Genomic DNA, 17,436 nt, shown 5'->3' on the forward strand with positions numbered 1-17,436 from the left:
TGATGGTAACTAAATTACTCGTGAAAACCGAGTTGCGCTGATCTGATTTTGTAAATGAGCATCAAAGCACATACAAATGATGCGAATAAACAAATTGCCTTTCGCGGTTACTGTTATTTTATGTTGGTTTACGCTCACTAAGCCATCAGCTACAAGTGGATCAAGTGCCAATAAAGCTTCTTCAAAATAACTGGCAAAATTAATTGCGAATTGGTCCTCGATGAGATTTATATCTAACTCAAATTGGCAAATCAGTTGTTTGATCACGGCGGCTCTTAGCGTGTCATCATCGGTTAACTGCATACCTTTACAAATGGCACTGCCATGCTGCTGTTGCACTGCTTGGTAATAGTGTTTGAGTTCTTTTTGATTTTGCAAAATTGAGCTGCCAATTTGTGAAATTGATGACACCCCTAAGCCTAATAAATCACAGTTGCCATGGGTAGTGTAACCTTGGAAGTTACGATGTAATTGGCCACTATTTTGTGCAATTGCTAACTCATTACTGGTTTTTGCAAAGTGATCCATACCGATAAACTGATAACCGGCGTCACTCATTTGCTCAAGGGTGTTTTTAAACATAGTGAGCTTGTCGTGAGCGTTGGGTAAATCGGCATCTTTTATTTTTCGCTGTGCGGCAAAGCGCTCCGGCAAGTGCGCATAATTAAATACCGACACTCGATCAGGACTCAGGGCGATGAGTTGCTCAATAGTGGTTTTAAAGCTTTCGGGTGTTTGCAGTGGTAGGCCGTAAATCATATCCGCATTGATAGATTTAAAACCCAACTGGCGGGCTTCAGTGAGCAAGCTTTTTACCGCACTGGCACTTTGTGGACGATTTACAGCCAGCTGCACTGCGTCATTAAAATCTTGAATACCAAATGAAACCCGATTAAAACCAAGATTACGCAAATGCTTTAACATACCGTCAGCTAATGAACGAGGGTCAATTTCAATACCGCGCTCAGCATCAGGGGCAAATTTAAAGTATCGATGCAGTAAGGTAATTAAACGGCTCATTTGCGTGCTGCTTAAAAATGTTGGTGTGCCCCCGCCTAAATGCAATTGCTCTACTTGGTAGCCTGAAAAATGAAGGGCTTGTGCAATGATCTCTTGCTCTAAATAATCAAGATAAAGGTCTGCTTTTGACTGATGACGCGTGATCACTTTATTACAGCCGCAGTAGTAACAAAGCTGGCTACAAAATGGGATATGGATATATAAAGACAGGCTGTTGGTTATTGATGAATTAATCGCGTTAATCAGATCATGTTGCTGGTAGCCATCATTAAACGACAATGCGGTTGGGTAAGAGGTGTATCTTGGCCCCGAAATATTGTACTTGTTTATTAAACTTTGATCCCACTTTGGTAAATTAATCATCACGCGCGCCTTTAATAAAGTTTGCATAATTATAAAAAAACCAACTTGACGGGGTATTGATCTATAACAAAAAAGAGTGCCATCACAGCACTCTTTTTATAGTTGTTGTAGGCCTAGAGTTTAAACTGATTCACGGTTTTATTGAGTGATGCTGCCAAATCATTGAGTTCACGCGCTTCGTCAGCAAGCTCTAAAGCATGATCCGCGGTATTATTTACTAAGTTATTAATTGCCGCGAGACTGCTGTTGATATCCTCAGCAACCACAGTTTGTTGCTCGGTTGAGGTGGCAATGTGATGACTTTGATCTTGTACTTTAGTCACTGCATCGGCAATGTTTTGTAATGCATCTAATACTTCTTGGGTTTGCGTAACTGAGCTTTGCGCTCGCTGTTGCCCTTGCTGCATCATAGTGGAAGCCTGTTGAGCAATTTGTTGCAAGCGCGAGATCATATTACGAATATCATCGGTTGACTCTTGAGTGCGGCTCGCTAAGGAGCGAACCTCATCGGCAACCACCGCAAAGCCACGGCCTTGCTCGCCAGCTCGAGCAGCCTCTATAGCGGCATTAAGTGCTAGTAAGTTAGTTTGCTCTGCAATTGAGTTGATCACATCAACAACGGCGCCAATATTGCCACTTTCTTGCTCTAAACCAGCCACTACTTTGGACGCTTCGCCGATGTGTTCGGCTAATGCAGTCATTACGCTTTGTGCATTTTGCGAACGTTTCGCACCATCAACAGAGATGTGCTGCACTTCTTCAGCAGCGTTGTTGGTATGTTGTGCGTTACGAGAAATCTCCATCACAGTGGTGGCCATTTCTGTTACCGCGGCGCTAACGCTGTCGACTTGCTGTTTCTCTTGTTGAATTTCATCATTGGTCTTTTGTGAAACTAAATTCAGCTGAGCCGCAGCATTAGTTAGTTGCTTAGCTTGATCTGCGGTATCTAGCATCATCGCACGCAGCTTATCGATAAAAGTGTTCATATGATGAGCTAATTGACCTACTTCATCTTTACTATCGATGGTGATTTTTTGCGTTAAATCGCCCTCGCCAGAAGCTATATCACGCATAATATGGGTGAGGGTAATAATCGGTTTTGAGATCATATGGGTCGCCCACAAAATCATCGCGATTATAATTAATAAAATAATCAATACAGAGGTCGTTGTTGTAGTGACAGCTTGATTAACAGGTTCATCAATCATACTGCGAGGTACTAAAATACCCACATACCAATTTAAGTAAGGGTGGTCTAATTGTAGGCGGTTATATACTACAAAATATTCTTCGCCTTGAAAGGTAACACTGGCATCCCCCTCAATATTATTTTTCATCAATAGGTTAAGCTCAGTAAAGCCTTGTGTATTACTAAATTGTTTTTCTAGTTGCTCTAACCCTTCTTTACCATTGGGCCCTTCATCAGTGATTGATAGTTTATGCTTAGTACGATTGGATAAGTGCACGACTTTTTGATCGCCGTCGAGTAAAAATCCATAACCTTGGCCGTTGAAACGAATATCTTCGACCATTTTGTTAATTTTATTTAGCTGTAAATCAACACCGCCAAAACCAACTAATTCATTATCTTGGTTGTATACGGGCTGTTGTACCACCGCGGAGGCGTTTCGTGTCGTTAAATCAACTGAGATTGGGCCAACATATAAACGGTTAATCTTTAAGGCGTCTATCCACCAACCGCGCTTATAAGCATAATACGGTTCGTTATTGTAGTGAGTGGTCCGTTCATTTTCTTTGAAGTATTCCCCAGTTTTTGCAGAGGCAAAAAAGGCCGATAAAATATTTTCGTCTTTGCTACTAATGCGCACAAAATCTTGATTTATTTCATCATACCCAGGTGCGCCTTGTAAGGTTTGGTCACGTTTATCCCACGCATCAAACCAATTTACCAAATGCGGGTTATTGACAAAAGTAGCGACCAATTTACCGTACTGGGCAAAATAACTTTTCATTGAGAGTTGTTCGCTTTGTAGGTAGCTATGTGCTTCGCGCTCGATACTTTGCCGAGACAACGCGGCAATATGGTTAACAAAGTAGGCAGAGGCAATCAGTAATAACACCGTTATCGTGCCGCCGATCAGCAATAATATTTTTTTTCTTAGAGATAAATTTTTAAGCATAAGTGCACACATTCTTGTTATTTAGTAGAGTAAGCACTCTTATCTAACCATATCTTGATACGTAGTGCTATGGTATGCGATAAGACAAATGAATGATGTTTAATAAAAATGTAAGGATGAAGTTACTTAATGGGAACAAACAAAAACCAGCTAGTTGTTCTTGGCGCCGGTTGGCTAGGTCAGCCATTATGCTTACAACAGCAAGACAAAGGCTGGGATGTGCAAGGCACGCACCGCAGTAATGTGCACCAACATGCTTTTCAACGTCAGTTGGTATTTGCAGATAATAAGTTAACTCATCAGCTTGATTTACATAATGCGTGGTGGGTATGCGCTATTCCACCTCGTAGTCGACACGCTGATAGCCACTATTTAGAAACCCTGACACTCGCCATCGAGCTTGCTAATACAATGCAGGCAAAAGGCTTTTTGTTATGCTCATCAACCGCTGTGTACGACCAAGATAACGCAATCTATACCGAGCAAAGTACAGTACAGGCAACCACTGCGCGCCAACAGCCATTAATTGATGCTGAGCATCTAGTACACAATGCAGGCGGTAAAGTACTGAGGTTAGGTGGTTTAATTGGTCCTGATCGTGAACCTGGGCGATTTGTGGCGGGTAAAGAGTTACGTGGCTCTAGTCGGCAAACAGTTAATATGGTGCAGCAACAAGATGTAATTAATGCGATTATCACTGTGTTGGATAATTGGCAGGTTGCAGCGCCAATTTACAATGTGGTTAATCCTGCTCATCCAACTAAAGCAGATTATTATCAGCAGAAGTGCCTGCAAAATGGTACACAGCCGCCAACGTTTACTAGTCATGCAAAAGCCGAACGCATCATTGATGGTTCGGCTATTGAGCAGTTAGGTTTTAACTATCAATTTGATATTTAAAACGAAGGTAAGATGCCCGCAGGTAATAAACTGCACAGCTTACCTTGTTGCAATAAGGTGTTTGCAGCTTCGATATCAGGGCCAAAATAACGGTCCTTATCGTAGTAGCTGACCTTTTCACGCAAGATTGCTTTAGCTTGCTCTACTTTTGCAGAGGCTGCTAGTGGCTTTCTAAACTCCAGCCCTTGCGCCGAGGCTAACCATTCAATGGCCAATACACCTTGGGTGTTATTGGCCATTTCACCAAGACGACGCGCTGCAAAGGTTGCCATAGAAACATGGTCTTCTTGGTTTGCTGACGTTGGCAGGCTATCTACAGAAGCAGGGTGTGCTAGCGATTTGTTCTCAGATGCCAGTGCCGCCGCGGTTACTTGTGCAATCATAAAACCTGAATTTACACCGCCATTCTCAACTAAAAACGGTGGTAGTTTTGATAGATTTGAGTCAATCAATAAGGCAATACGACGCTCTGCAAGCGCGCCGATTTCGGCAATTGCTAATGCTAAGTTATCGGCTGCCATAGCAACTGGCTCGGCATGAAAGTTACCGCCAGAGATAATATCGCCCACATCTGCAAACACTAATGGGTTATCAGTCACGCCATTTGATTCACACAACAACACATCGGCTGCTTGGCGAATTTGCGTTAAACATGCGCCAAGTACTTGTGGCTGACAACGCAAACAGTAAGGGTCTTGTACTTTTTCACAATCAACATGGGCTTCGCTTATCTGCGACTGTTCACTGAGAATATCGCGAAAGATAGCGGCGGTATCAATTTGTCCGCGTTGGCCACGTATGTCATGAATACGCGCATCAAATGGTGAACGACTGCCCATTGCTGCTTCAATACTGATTGAGCCAATGGCACAGCTTTGTGCATATAAATCTTCAGTGCGAAATAAGCCCTGTAGTGCAAAAGCAGTTGACGCTTGTGTGCCGTTAAGCAGTGCCAGGCCTTCTTTAGCGGCTAAAGTTAGTGGTTCAAGTTTGGCAATTTTTAGGCCTTCGGCAGCGCTGATTAATTTACCTTGGTGACGCATTTCCCCTTCAGCCAACAGTGGTAAGCACATGTGTGATAGTGGCGCTAAATCACCTGACGCACCAACAGAGCCTTTCTTCGGCACGCAAGGGTAAACTTCGGCTGCGAGCAACTGCATAAAAAACTCAATCACTTTCAAGCGAATGCCTGAAAAACCACGTGATAAAGAATTAATTTTTAGCACCATCATTAAGCGTACCGTGCTGTCGTCCATGAATTCGCCAATACCCGCCGCATGAGAAAGTACAATAGAGCGCTGTAATAACTCAAGTTCGTGCTCGGCAATTTTAGTGTTAGCGAGTAACCCAAAACCGGTGTTAATACCGTAAACAGTGCGCTGTTGATCAATGACGTCTTGCACTGTTTGCGCACTTGCCGCGATGTTGATGTCGCTGTCTTTGGCAAGAGTCAACTTGACTGGCGAAAGGTTGATTTTACGCAGTGTCGCCAAGTCGAGCTGGCCGGGTGTGAGAGTATATTCAAACATGATTATTCCTTATTCAACATAGGTAAGTCGAGGCCTTGCTCGTTCGCGCAATTAATTGCAATATCGTAACCTGCATCAGCATGGCGCATAACACCAGTGGCAGGATCATTCCATAACACACGGCCCACTCTAGCGGCGGCTTCATCTGTACCATCGGCAACAATCACCACGCCTGAGTGTTGGCTAAAGCCCATACCTACACCACCACCATGATGCAGCGATACCCAAGTCGCACCGCCGGCAGTGTTAAGTAGTGCGTTTAATAATGGCCAATCAGAAACAGCATCTGAACCATCTTTCATCGCTTCAGTTTCACGGTTCGGGCTGGCTACTGAGCCAGAATCTAAGTGATCGCGACCAATTACAATCGGCGCTTTTAATTCGCCATTTTTAACCATCTCATTAAACGCCAGTGCTAAGCGGGCGCGGTCTTTTAGGCCAACCCAACAAATACGTGCTGGCAAACCTTGGAACTGAATGCGTTCACGGGCCATATCAAGCCAGTTGTGCAAATGTTTATCATCAGGAATAAGCTCTTTAACTTTAGCATCAGTTTTATAAATATCCTCAGGATCGCCAGATAGCGCTACCCAACGGAATGGGCCGATGCCTTCACAAAATAACGGACGAATATAAGCTGGCACAAAACCTGGGAAATCAAAGGCATTAGTAACACCTTCTTCAAACGCCATTTGGCGAATGTTATTGCCGTAGTCAGTGGTAGCGGCGCCTGCTTGTTGCAATGCTAGCATGGCTTTAACTTGTACAGCCATAGACTGCTTTGCAGCCTTCACGACAGCAGCAGCGTCTTGCTCACGCATTTTAGCGGCCTGCTCCATAGTCCAGCCCTGTGGCAAATAACCATTTAGGGGATCGTGGGCTGACGTTTGGTCTGTAACCACATCTGGAGTAATGTTGCGTTTAACTAGCTCACTAAATACATCAGCAGCATTACCGAGTAAACCTACCGATAACGCTTCACCTTTGGCGCATGCGCCGTTGATAAGCTCTAGGGCATGATCTAAATCGGTGGCTTTAACATCTACATAGCGAGTTTTAATTCTAAAATCGATACGCGTTTCATCGCACTCAACAACTAAGGCACTAAAACCTGCCATGGTTGCAGCAAGTGGTTGCGCGCCACCCATACCACCTAAGCCACCGGTTAATACCCATTTGCCCGCAGCGTCACCGTTAAAGTGTTGTTTTGCCATAGCGACAAACGTTTCGTAAGTACCTTGTACTATGCCTTGCGAGCCGATATAGATCCAAGAGCCAGCAGTCATTTGCCCGTACATCATCAAGCCAAGCTTATCGAGTTCATTAAAATGTTCCCAATTAGCCCAGTGTGGAACTAAATTGGAGTTCGCAATTAATACCCGTGGTGCATTGCTATGGGTTTTAAATACGCCAACTGGCTTACCTGATTGAACCAACAGCGTTTCGTCGTCTTCAAGTCTATCTAAGGTTTCGATGATTTTATCAAAACAAGGCCAATCACGGGCTGCACGACCAATGCCGCCATATACAACAAGTGCATGTGGGTGCTCTGCCACCTCTGGATCGAGGTTATTCATTAACATACGCTTAGCCGCTTCGGTGAGCCAGCTTTTAGCGCTGATCTTATCGCCATGTGGCGCGCGGATCACACGCGATTCGTCAAGTCTACTGTTCATGGAATGCTCCTGTTGTATATACAAGCTTGTTAGTTACAAAAAATACGCAACTAAGCGCATCTTTTTGATCTTAATAATCTTTTAATGTTGCTTCTTAAAAGTTAAATGGCCACCTAAGCGGTATTTACTACCAGGGGACACTAACCGAGCGAAGCTTACTATGCCTGCGGATGACCAGGTTCTACGGATCACCTGTAAGCAGGGTTCTTCATGGTATAAGTTCAACCACTGACACATTTCACTATTTGGCATGATTGCTTCAACAGTGTGACGCGCTTCGGTTAGCGGTGCCACACTCGATAAATATTCATGTGGTGTCAGTGCTGTAAAATCTTGTTGTAAGTAACTTTGTGCCAGTGCTGGATTAACAAAACGTTCCTCCACTTGAAGTGGTTGCTCATTCTCGTTATGCACTAGCACACTGCGAAATACCACACTGTCTACTTCAACACCTAATGCAATGGCAATCGGTGCCACAGCGCTGATTGATTCAAGCACTAAAACGGTACAACTGTAATTACCATTACGTGCTTTAACTTCATCCGCTATATTTTTAATTTCAAGTAACGATGACTGCGATTTAAAACTGGCAACAAATGTGCCTAAACCTTGGCTGCGAGTAAGAATACCGGCTTCGGTTAATTCGCTTAAGGCACGGCGAGCAGTCATGCGGCTAACACTAAATTGTTCGGCTAATTCGTTCTCAGAAGGCACGCGTTGGTTTTCAAGCCAAGCGGATGATCGAATGTTATCAACAATAAATTGCTTTATTTGCGCGAACTTAGGTGTCGTCATGTGCTGATCTACAGTTTTCATTTGATTAAATACTGGCTATAAGATGGCACATTTATCTTGTATATACAAGATAGCTTGTTAGACTGATTAAAACATTTTTTAAGGGCTGCTATGACAAACGTAACTGCAAACAACCACTGTAACGAATGGGATTTACTGATCACCGATGCCAATATTGCCACTATGGATAGCAGTATTGATGCACCTTATGGGGCAATTGAAAATGCTGCACTGGCGATTAAAGATGGTCACATTGTATGGCTTGGTAAACAAACTGAGTTACCCTCGTTTGATGCACTAGCAACGCCGATCATTTCAGCAAAAGGGCAGTGGCTCACCCCTGGTTTAATTGATTGCCACACCCATTTAGTGTTTGCCGGCTCCCGCGCTGAAGAATTTGAACAACGTTTGCAAGGTGTGAGCTATGAGCAAATAGCGGCGCAGGGCGGCGGCATAGCAAGCACTGTAAAAGCCACTCGTGCGGCTGATCATGAAGCATTATTTGTATTAGCGAAAGACCGTTTAAATGCACTTTATAGTGAAGGCGTGACGACGGTTGAAATTAAATCTGGCTATGGCTTAGATTGCGAAAATGAAGTTAAAATCCTCGAAGTAGCCCGGTTACTTGGTGAAAATCATCCCGTTGATGTAAAAACGACCTTTTTGGGAGCGCATGCGTTACCACCAGAATACCAAGGCCGCAGTGATGAATACATTGAGTTAGTGTGCAATGACATGCTAACGCAAGTGGTTGCGGGTAATTTGGCCGACGCGGTGGATGTATTTTGTGAAAATGTAGGTTTTAGCCATGCACAAACTCGCCGTGTATTTGCAGCGGCCACTAAGCATGGCTTGCCGGTTAAATGCCACGCGGAGCAATTATCAAATCAACATGGCGCACAATTAGTTGCTGAGTTTAAGGGCTTGTCGGCAGATCATATCGAGCATTTAGATGAGCAAGGCGTCAAAGCCATGGCCGCTGCTGGAACCGTGGCGGTGTTATTGCCTGGCGCATTTTACTTTTTACGTGAAACTAAACAGCCACCCATCGCGTTATTAAAGCAATACAATGTGCCTATGGCTATCTCAACTGACTTTAATCCAGGTACTTCACCCTTGTGTTCTTTGCAATTAATGATGAATATGGGTTGCACCTTATTTAGACTAACGCCAGAAGAAACCTTGGCAGGGGTAACCAGAAATGCAGCGCAAGCCCTTGGTTTAAAAGACCGTGGTGTTTTAAAAGTGGGTATGCGCGCTGATATAGCACATTGGCAAATATCTCACCCTGCGCAATTAAGTTACCAATTAGGCGTAAATAAACTGTTAAATTTGTGGGTTTTGGGTAGACTAAATTAATCTGTTTTAATGATGTACTGAAAAGATGTTTTTAATTGCGCTATTAACAAACACAGGACTTGAACACACTGCAGGGAGCGCATTACTAAATCACCCACAATTACCTGTTTTTTTAGCAGGTGCTGTTTTAATGGCGATGATCTGCGCTTTATGCGTCGTGCAAAAGCCATTATTACGCCTCAGTTATTTAATCAATAGCGTGCTAGCGCTGGCCATATTAAGCAACGAGCTAAACTTTTTAGAGCTCTTATTTGCCGTCAGTATTGGCCTGCATTTATGGTTAGCCTTCTCGCAAAATAAATGGACTATGCTGACCTTAAGCTGTTGCTCAGCCTTGGTATTTACTGTGTTCTTATCAGCTCACTTATTATTGGGTTTACCGCTTTATTTAATTGTGCTGGCGAGCATTGTATTGGCTATGTCTGGTTATTTTGCTGATGAAGAATTGACGATTGCAACAGACGAAGCAACACCACTTAATAATGCCAGTTATATGGAGGCTGCGCCGTTATTAAATTTACCCAATACTACACAGTTGCGACAAAGTTATTACGATTGGCGTAAAGATCACCAGCAACGTGCTGCTTTAGTGGTGTTTCGTTTAGAAGGGTTTGCCCAAGTTAATCAGCATATTGGTCGTGATTTTGGTGATTTATTGCTCGCGCAGTCGGCAAACCGGATTAAGCAGCTGTTACTTATTGAAGAAGTTATTAGCTTAGTTGCAGGGCAAAAATTAGCGCATTTAGGGGGGCTAAACTTTGCTTTTATATGTAACTTAGCACAGCAAAAACACTTACATGAACAGTTAATCAATCAAATTATAGGGGCAACAGTCAAACCGTTTAATGTGGCTAACTGCACGATAAAAGTAAGCGCGCGGGCTAGTTTCGTTGATTGTGATGAACAAGAAAATAGTTTTGATAATTTAGTCTCGTTCGCCTTCCTCGCATTAGATAGTCATCCTAAGCAGCAAGTGGTGGCTTACCATCAGCAAATGAAAATAGAGCAATTAGAGCAACAAGCCCGTTTGCAAGAACTAGCCAATATAGATTTCTCCAGTGAACTTGAATTGTATTTCCAGCCGATTATTTGCAATCAAAATGACAAAATTGAGTTTTTAGAGTTGTTGTTACGTTGGCAGCATCCACGGCAAGGAATTTTATCAGCCAACCGCTTTATAGATGATATCCGTGTCGCCGGGCTTACCTATCCATTAGCTACTTTTGTGATCGAACGCGCAGCTGAGCTGGCAATGGCGCTGCGTATGGAAGGTATCAGCATGCCTTTAAGTATTAATTTATTTGGCTCTGAAATGCTAAATGAAGAGTTTATTGAGTTTATTGACCGCATCTTTGTGGAACATCAGCTACAAGCTGGAGATCTCATTGTAGAGTGCCCACTTAACTTATTTATGAGTTTAGATGATCAAGGCAAAGCTATGGTGGCACGCATCAATAGCATAGGTATTAAAATTTGTGTTGATGGCCTTGGCGACAGCCCAATTTGGTTGGCTAAATTGCCCAATCTAGCTGTTGAATATGTAAAACTAGCGCCAGCATTAACCGCTGATTTTAGCCAGCAAAGCTATGTTCGTAGTTTGATCAGCGGTATGGTCGATATGCACAATCAGCAAAATGCCAAAGTTATTTGTGAAGGCGTTGAAACCCGTGAACAACTAAATTTTGTGAAAAGCTTAAATACTTATGCTGCGCAAGGGTATTACTTTAGTCATCCATTAAGTAGCGTTGGTATGATTTCTTGGCTTAAGCAATGGCAAATTGAGCATCAATAACTGCTATCTCTAGCTTGTAGGTAAGCGTTCACAAGCGCGGTGATTATTTGCCCCGCATCGCTTATACCTGCTTGCATTCCACTGGGATGTTGATTCGGTGCAGCTTCACATAAATGTAAGTAATGGCTGTTTATTTGACTGGCAGCCAAATGGACAAAATGTTCAGCGTCACTGACACTAAAACCACAGTTCGTGTAGGCACTAACAGGCATTAATGAAATGCTATCTAAATCGACCTCTACACCAAGAGGAGCGTGAGTCAGAGTTGCCAGTGCTTGTTGGCATGCTTCAGTGAGGGTTTTCTCGCGTCTTACTTGCAGTGCTTGGTAGCTGTCGTAATTAAATCGCGCAGCAGCTAAAGCATCAATAATCGCTTGATTGTTTTTTAGCTCATGCATACCAATCACATGGTAATGGCCAAGGTGTTGCTCATTGTAAGCATAGCGAAAGCCATTACCACTGTGGCGGCCTTCACAATCACGAAAGTCAGCATGCGGATCAAAGTTAATTGCATTGACCACTGTTTGTTTATATTTACTGAGTGCGCGAATAATTCCTAAGCAATTATTATGGCCACCACCAATGACGATAGGCTCAAGGCCTGCGGCAAAAATCAAGCTCAGCACTTGCTCAACACGTTCATCAAGCTGGGCGCATAACTCACGTAATTGCATTAGTTGCTGAGGATTTTGATTTGATAAATCGCGGGCTGCGAGGGTTAAATCACTGATCGCGACTTCGCCTAATAACAACACTTTTTCGTTGGCTAAAAATTGGTTATCCGGTTGATTTAAAAATCGCTTGAGGAACGCATGCCAACCATCTTCTGCACCACCATTGCCTAAGTTAGCGCGTGGCCCAATATCTTCGCAAATACCCAACAAAACATACTTAATGCCAAATTGTGCGGCATCTTGCATAGCTTGCAGGGGATCAACATGGGTGTCGAGCAGGGCGATAGATTGCCATGCTTTTTTTTCATTGGCGCGACTGCTACACCAAGGCTTTACAGTCGCTTCGTCATAAATATAAAGAGGGGTTGTCACTGATTATTCTTCTACAATTTCCAGTTCGAGTTCTTCAGCTGATAACACAATGCCTGTACTGTCGGCGTAAATAAAATCATCATCAAAAAATGATACACCCGCAAAGTTAACGCCAATGCCGTCTTCGCCAGCACCAGTGCTGTCTGCTGCTACCGGAATAGATGCGATGGCTTGAATACCTAAATCGAGTTCTTCAAGTTCATCAACATGGCGCACTGCACCGTAAACCACAATACCTTGCCAGTTATTTTCAATGGCGAGTTCTGCAAGTTCAATATCAATTAGCGCACGACGCGTCGAGCCACCACCATCGATTAATAATACACACTCATCGCCATCTTGAGAGAGTATCTCGCGGATCAGTTCATTATTTTCAAAACACTTAACGGTTTTAATACGGCCACTAAAATTGTGACGACCGCCAAAGTTAATGAACATAGGTTCGAGCACATCGACCACATCGGCAAAGTGATCGCATAAATCTGAAGTGCTGTAATCCATTTTTCTATCCTTTCTAAAGATACGTGAACTGAACTTTAGTATACCTTGCTTGATTGCAATAACAACGACTTAATCGCAGTAAATTGCGCTCTTTTTAAACAATTATTGCGCTAAAACAGTAAAAGCAACATTAGTGTCTTAAAAGCGTCACTCAATTGTTATTTTCACCGCCTAAGCTGAAATTGTGTACAGAGTTTACACAATAAAGGAGCAAGTGATGAATGAGAACAACATGCTAAAAAAAGTGGCTCAGCTAGACCAAAGTTTATTTTTGATGATGTTTAATGGCAACGCCCCAATATGGTTAAAAAATTCTGCATTAGGTTTCTCTAAAACAGGCAACGGAGGGCTCTATGTGTTAATCGCTGTCGGCTTTGGCTGGCTTAGTAATGAACCAGAATTACAATTAATGGCGATGACACTACTACTAGGCTTTTTAATTGAACGTCCCATTTATTTTGTCGCAAAAAACAGTTTTGCCAGAATCAGGCCGTGTGATGGCTTAATTAAAGGCGCTTATATTGTTCCTAGTGATAAATTTAGCTTACCGTCTGGTCACAGTGCTGGGGCATTTTTAGTTGCTGTTGTATTCGCTCAGTACTTTCCTGAGTTTATTGGTCTCTGGTTTTTATGGGCTGGGTGCGTTGCGGCATCTCGGGTGTTACTTGGCGTGCATTTTCCAGTTGATGTAGTACTCGGTGCATTAATGGGCAGCAGTTGTGGTTTATTAGCAATCTTAATAGTGGCGACTTTATGAGAATACTGTATGGCATCCAAGGGACTGGCAATGGCCATGTTACCCGCGCGCGAGTGATGGCGAATGCATTTAAGCAAATGGGAGTTGAGGTTGATTATGTGTTTTCAGGGCGTGCTCAACAGAATTACTTTGATATGGGGGAGTTTGCAAATTACCGTAGTTTTCGCGGTTTATCTTTCGCCACGAAAAATGGCCAAGTTAATAGTTACCACACCGTAAAAAATACCCGGTTATGTAAGTTACTCCAAGATATAAAACAGTTAGATGTATCAGGTTATGATTTTGTTTTTAACGATTTTGAACCTATCACCGCATGGGCGGCAAAACGCCAAGGCGTGCCTGTTATTGGCATGAGCCATCAAGCCGCGTTTTTATCACCTAAAGTCCCAATGTTTGGCCATAGTTTGTTGCGCCGCTCATTTATTAAATATTATGCCCCCGCAGATATTTATTTGGGGGTGCATTGGCAACCATTTGCTGCAAATATCATTCCGCCATTTATTGCTCATCATCAGCATAACAATCCTGTAAATGTTGACAATAAAGTGCTGGTGTATCTGCCGTTTGAAGATCTCAGTAGTGTGATTGATTACTTGCGAGATTTTCCTGAGAAAGAATTTTACTGCTATCACCCGCAAGCAAGCAATACTTCAACTGGGCACATTCATTTGCGAAGCCCCGCCCGAGATGGTTTCTTAAATGACTTAGCAAATGCTTCTGGAGTCATTGCTAATGCCGGGTTTGAGCTTTCTAGTGAGGCATTAAAGCTTGGTAAAAAACTATTATTAAAACCTTTGGCTGGGCAGTTTGAGCAAGCTGCCAATGCCCAAACATTACTGGCAATGAAAGCGGCTCACATCATGAATTACTTAAACCCTAATGCTTTGGATGATTGGATCAATAGTAAAAGCCACAAACAAATTAATTTCCCGAGCGATCCGCAGCCATTAGTTGATTGGCTAGCGGCAAAACAATGGAGTAACACCGAGGAATTACATCAAAATTTATGGTCTGCGGTAAGCTAACCCCTAATTTAGCTAAGTTTTTTTAGAGCATCATAGTAAATAGAGCAATAATGTAAGCTAACTATTCGTTATTTAACTATACTATTTACAGTGAATTATTTTTAAAGGCTGTTGTTAATGGGTTTACTCCAAAATTTGACTATTAAACGTCGTTTACAAGTCAATGCACTCGTAGTCGGTCTTGCGATGGTAGTTATGTTGTGCGTTATTATTTATGAAGCACGCATAATGCTAAAACTAAACGAAACGATTCAATACGCAGAAGAACTTGATATACATGAACTCTCTATGCGTAAGTACGAAAAAGACTTTTTGTTTTATAAACAAGAAAGTAGTTTAGAGTTGTTTGCACAAGAATATGAACAACTAAAATATAAAATTAGTATGTTAACTGAGCTTTCACGTGAGCTTGATATAGCCACTGCGCAAGTGGAGCAATTTGCCATCCTTGCTGAGCAGTATAATAAAGATTTTCAGCATGTTGTTAAGCTGCAAAATAAAATTGGTTTACACCCGACAGACGCCCTCTATGGCGAGCTGCGAGATGCCGTTCATCAAATTGAAACGCTGTTGAATAAGCAAAATAACTATCAATTACTTGCCTTAATGTTACAGCTTAGACGATCTGAAAAAGATTTTATGCTGCGCTTTGATCTGAAATATTTAGATCGCTTTGAAGAGGGAGTTGCTCAGCTGGCAAGACAGATCCGCAACGAAGACTTAGCAACCAATCAGCAGTCTGAATTGCTCAGTCTACTCACCAGCTATAGTAGTAAGTTCAAAGCATTAGTTGATGCACAAGTTGCATTAGGCTTAGATTTGGATTCTGGTGCGCTGGGTAAAATGCGTATTAGTGTGAAAAAGAGTGATGACGTGGTGACACAAATTACCGCAGCCACTAAAAAGCAAGTGGAGACAACAGCTGCACAAGCACAAATGATTGCCATCGTTATCTTTATTGTGGCCAGTGTGCTGGTGATGATTTTAGTCTTCTTTACCAGTCGTTCAATTATTGTTCCTATTGAGCGGGTTTACCATACTATTAATGAAATTCGCCGCAACAATGATTTACGACTTACAATAGACCACAGTGGTAAAGACGAAGTCACCACTATGACGATTGATTTTAATAGTCTTATAAATGATTTCAAAAAACTGATCTACGAAGTGAATACCGCTTTAACCACGCTAAATATAGCGACCGATCATTTGTCGGAAACAACCGCCGCCACCAGTTCAGGTATGCAAGAGCAATTACATGAAGCGGATATGGTAGCAACGGCTGCCACTGAAATGCAGGCGACTATTCAGGATATTTCTCATAATACTGAAGCCGCAGCTAAAAAAGCTGAATCAACTAACCAAAGTGCTCAACAAGGACGTAAAGAAGTAGAGGCCACGGTTAAGCAAATTAAGCAGTTGTCAGACTCATTAGGTAACGCCTCAACGGTCGTATCACAACTTGAAAAAGACGGCGAAACGATTGGTTCAGTGTTAGATGTAATTCGGGGTATCGCGGAACAAACGAATTTACTCGCACTTAATGCTGCGATAGAAGCGGCGCGTGCTGGCGAACAAGGCCGCGGCTTCGCCGTGGTGGCCGATGAAGTTCGCTCACTTGCTCAGCGCACTCAAGAGTCAACCAAAGAGATTGAAAGCATTATTTCTATCTTGCAAGGGCGAACTCAAGAAGTGGTGAGCATTATGCAGCATTGTAGAAACCAAGGCGGCGAAAGCGCAGCACAAGCCACTAAAGCCGGTGAACTGTTAGGCTCAATTACCGAAGATGTACAAACGATTATGGAAATGAGCACCCACATTGCCGCCGCCATTGAAGAGCAAAGCCAAGTTGCTTCAGAGGTGAATAAAAACGTCGTACGGATTCGCGATATTGCCGAAGACGCCTCAGCACACTCAGCAACAAATGCACAAACCAGCGAAGAAGTGTCAGAGCAAGCAAGAGTACTTTACGCCGCGATAGATAAGTTTAAGGTTTAATATTAGAGGCTAGAGGCTAGGGTTTAGGCTCTAGGAATTAGCTGAGCTTTAAGCGCTAAGCCATAAGTTTTAAGCAGCCCTGAGTTGTTTGAAAGTTATGGCTTTTTTGTTTGGGTAAGTAAATGAGCGTGGGACGAGCAGGCGTATGCGTGCACTATGAAATTGTTTTAACGCAGTATCAGCCTCTTGCTAACAGCGATTAGTTGAACTATTATTTGTACGTTATTTTGTACTAATTGGAGTTCAATATGAGTCGCATTCGTTTCGATCAAGATATTCAACCGTTATCTGAATTTCGTGCCGGTGTCGCATCTTACATCAAACAAATCAATGAGACTCGTCGTCCATTGGTAATCACACAACATGGTAAAGGCGTAGCCGTTGTTCTCGATGTTGCAGAGTATGAAGCAATGCAAGAAAAGATCGAACTACTTGAAGAAATGCGTACCGCAGAAGCTCAATTGGCTTCAGGGCTAGGTATTGCAAATGAAGATGCGCGCTCACAAGTGCTAGGGCGCATTAGGTAATGAAAAC

The 17,436-nt window shown here is 42.8% G+C and carries 14 protein-coding genes; 7 read left to right on the forward strand and 7 right to left on the reverse strand.

Annotation, left to right across the window (positions count from 1 at the left end):
• Positions 1-9: 9 nt before the first annotated feature.
• Together hemN and V7783_RS19495 are read right to left on the reverse strand one after the other, a co-directional pair.
• Positions 10-1,383, reverse strand: coding sequence for an oxygen-independent coproporphyrinogen III oxidase (gene hemN / locus V7783_RS19490; protein WP_335680148.1), 1,374 nt, complete (start codon positions 1,381-1,383; stop codon positions 10-12).
• A 113-nt stretch (positions 1,384-1,496) separates the two neighbouring features.
• Complete coding sequence (locus V7783_RS19495) at positions 1,497-3,524, reverse strand: methyl-accepting chemotaxis protein (RefSeq protein ID WP_335680149.1); 2,028 nt, start codon at positions 3,522-3,524, stop codon at positions 1,497-1,499.
• Positions 3,525-3,653: 129 nt separating this feature from the next.
• On the opposite strand from V7783_RS19495, the gene V7783_RS19500 reads away from it, so the two are divergent.
• The gene (locus V7783_RS19500; RefSeq protein ID WP_335680150.1) at positions 3,654-4,424 is read left to right on the forward strand and encodes an NADP-binding protein; all 771 of its coding nucleotides are present in this window, start codon (positions 3,654-3,656) and stop codon (positions 4,422-4,424) included.
• Here the strand turns inward: V7783_RS19500 and hutH are convergent.
• The 3 genes from hutH to hutC form a co-directional block, all read right to left on the reverse strand.
• Positions 4,421-5,953 (reverse strand): histidine ammonia-lyase, encoded by a 1,533-nt coding sequence (gene hutH, locus V7783_RS19505; RefSeq protein ID WP_335680151.1) that lies wholly within the window; start codon positions 5,951-5,953, stop codon positions 4,421-4,423. The genes V7783_RS19500 and hutH overlap by 4 nt on opposite strands.
• Before the next feature lie 2 nt (positions 5,954-5,955).
• A complete protein-coding gene (gene hutU / locus V7783_RS19510) occupies positions 5,956-7,629 on the reverse strand; it encodes a urocanate hydratase (protein WP_335680152.1) in 1,674 nt (557 codons plus the stop codon).
• A gap of 81 nt (positions 7,630-7,710) precedes the next feature.
• Positions 7,711-8,424, reverse strand: a complete 714-nt coding sequence (hutC, locus tag V7783_RS19515; protein WP_335680161.1) for a histidine utilization repressor — start codon at positions 8,422-8,424, stop codon at positions 7,711-7,713.
• Between the two features lie 111 nt (positions 8,425-8,535).
• Here hutC and hutI point away from each other — a divergent pair, with 111 nt between their 5' ends.
• Both hutI and V7783_RS19525 read left to right on the forward strand, forming a co-directional pair.
• Positions 8,536-9,783 carry an imidazolonepropionase gene (hutI, locus tag V7783_RS19520; RefSeq protein ID WP_335680153.1) on the forward strand — a complete coding sequence of 416 codons (1,248 nt, stop codon included), beginning with the start codon at positions 8,536-8,538 and terminating at the stop codon, positions 9,781-9,783.
• A 130-nt stretch (positions 9,784-9,913) separates the two neighbouring features.
• The gene (locus tag V7783_RS19525) at positions 9,914-11,575 is read left to right on the forward strand and encodes a GGDEF domain-containing phosphodiesterase (protein ID WP_335680162.1); all 1,662 of its coding nucleotides are present in this window, start codon (positions 9,914-9,916) and stop codon (positions 11,573-11,575) included.
• Here the strand turns inward: V7783_RS19525 and V7783_RS19530 are convergent.
• Both V7783_RS19530 and rraA read right to left on the reverse strand, forming a co-directional pair.
• Positions 11,569-12,621 carry a formimidoylglutamase gene (locus V7783_RS19530; RefSeq protein ID WP_335680154.1) on the reverse strand — a complete coding sequence of 351 codons (1,053 nt, stop codon included), beginning with the start codon at positions 12,619-12,621 and terminating at the stop codon, positions 11,569-11,571. The genes V7783_RS19525 and V7783_RS19530 overlap by 7 nt on opposite strands.
• A 3-nt stretch (positions 12,622-12,624) precedes the next feature.
• Entirely contained in the window at positions 12,625-13,122 is a 498-nt protein-coding gene (gene rraA, locus V7783_RS19535; RefSeq protein WP_335680155.1) for a ribonuclease E activity regulator RraA, read from the reverse strand.
• Between the two features lie 217 nt (positions 13,123-13,339).
• Between rraA and V7783_RS19540 the strand changes: the two genes are divergently transcribed.
• The 4 genes from V7783_RS19540 (at position 13,340) to V7783_RS19555 (ending at position 17,429) form a co-directional block, all read left to right on the forward strand.
• Positions 13,340-13,879 (forward strand): phosphatase PAP2 family protein, encoded by a 540-nt coding sequence (locus tag V7783_RS19540; RefSeq protein WP_335680156.1) that lies wholly within the window; start codon positions 13,340-13,342, stop codon positions 13,877-13,879.
• Entirely contained in the window at positions 13,876-14,904 is a 1,029-nt protein-coding gene (locus V7783_RS19545; protein WP_335680157.1) for an MJ1255/VC2487 family glycosyltransferase, read from the forward strand. The genes V7783_RS19540 and V7783_RS19545 overlap by 4 nt, the downstream gene beginning before the upstream one ends.
• Positions 14,905-15,021: 117 nt before the next feature.
• Positions 15,022-16,902 carry a methyl-accepting chemotaxis protein gene (locus V7783_RS19550; RefSeq protein WP_335680158.1) on the forward strand — a complete coding sequence of 627 codons (1,881 nt, stop codon included), beginning with the start codon at positions 15,022-15,024 and terminating at the stop codon, positions 16,900-16,902.
• Between the two features lie 248 nt (positions 16,903-17,150).
• On the forward strand, positions 17,151-17,429 hold the full coding sequence (locus tag V7783_RS19555; RefSeq protein ID WP_335680159.1) for a type II toxin-antitoxin system Phd/YefM family antitoxin: 279 nt from the start codon (positions 17,151-17,153) through the stop codon (positions 17,427-17,429).
• Positions 17,430-17,436: the final 7 nt, after the last annotated feature.

The sequence above is a fragment of the Pseudoalteromonas sp. genome (assembly GCF_036960685.1).
In the GTDB taxonomy this organism is placed as follows: Bacteria; Pseudomonadota; Gammaproteobacteria; order Enterobacterales; family Alteromonadaceae; genus Pseudoalteromonas.

What these genes read in the sequence shown, in the direction of transcription:
- hemN (WP_335680148.1), bottom strand. Translation starts at nt 1,383, where the DNA reads ATGATTAATTTACCAAAGTGGGATCAAAGTTTAATAAACAAGTACAAT.
- V7783_RS19495 (WP_335680149.1), bottom strand. Translation starts at nt 3,524, where the DNA reads ATGCTTAAAAATTTATCTCTAAGAAAAAAAATATTATTGCTGATCGGC.
- V7783_RS19500 (WP_335680150.1), top strand. Translation starts at nt 3,654, where the DNA reads ATGGGAACAAACAAAAACCAGCTAGTTGTTCTTGGCGCCGGTTGGCTA.
- hutH (WP_335680151.1), bottom strand. Translation starts at nt 5,953, where the DNA reads ATGTTTGAATATACTCTCACACCCGGCCAGCTCGACTTGGCGACACTG.
- hutU (WP_335680152.1), bottom strand. Translation starts at nt 7,629, where the DNA reads ATGAACAGTAGACTTGACGAATCGCGTGTGATCCGCGCGCCACATGGC.
- hutC (WP_335680161.1), bottom strand. Translation starts at nt 8,424, where the DNA reads ATGACGACACCTAAGTTCGCGCAAATAAAGCAATTTATTGTTGATAAC.
- hutI (WP_335680153.1), top strand. Translation starts at nt 8,536, where the DNA reads ATGACAAACGTAACTGCAAACAACCACTGTAACGAATGGGATTTACTG.
- V7783_RS19525 (WP_335680162.1), top strand. Translation starts at nt 9,914, where the DNA reads ATGGCGATGATCTGCGCTTTATGCGTCGTGCAAAAGCCATTATTACGC.
- rraA (WP_335680155.1), bottom strand. Translation starts at nt 13,122, where the DNA reads ATGGATTACAGCACTTCAGATTTATGCGATCACTTTGCCGATGTGGTC.
- V7783_RS19540 (WP_335680156.1), top strand. Translation starts at nt 13,340, where the DNA reads ATGAATGAGAACAACATGCTAAAAAAAGTGGCTCAGCTAGACCAAAGT.
- V7783_RS19545 (WP_335680157.1), top strand. Translation starts at nt 13,876, where the DNA reads ATGAGAATACTGTATGGCATCCAAGGGACTGGCAATGGCCATGTTACC.
- V7783_RS19550 (WP_335680158.1), top strand. Translation starts at nt 15,022, where the DNA reads ATGGGTTTACTCCAAAATTTGACTATTAAACGTCGTTTACAAGTCAAT.
- V7783_RS19555 (WP_335680159.1), top strand. Translation starts at nt 17,151, where the DNA reads ATGAGTCGCATTCGTTTCGATCAAGATATTCAACCGTTATCTGAATTT.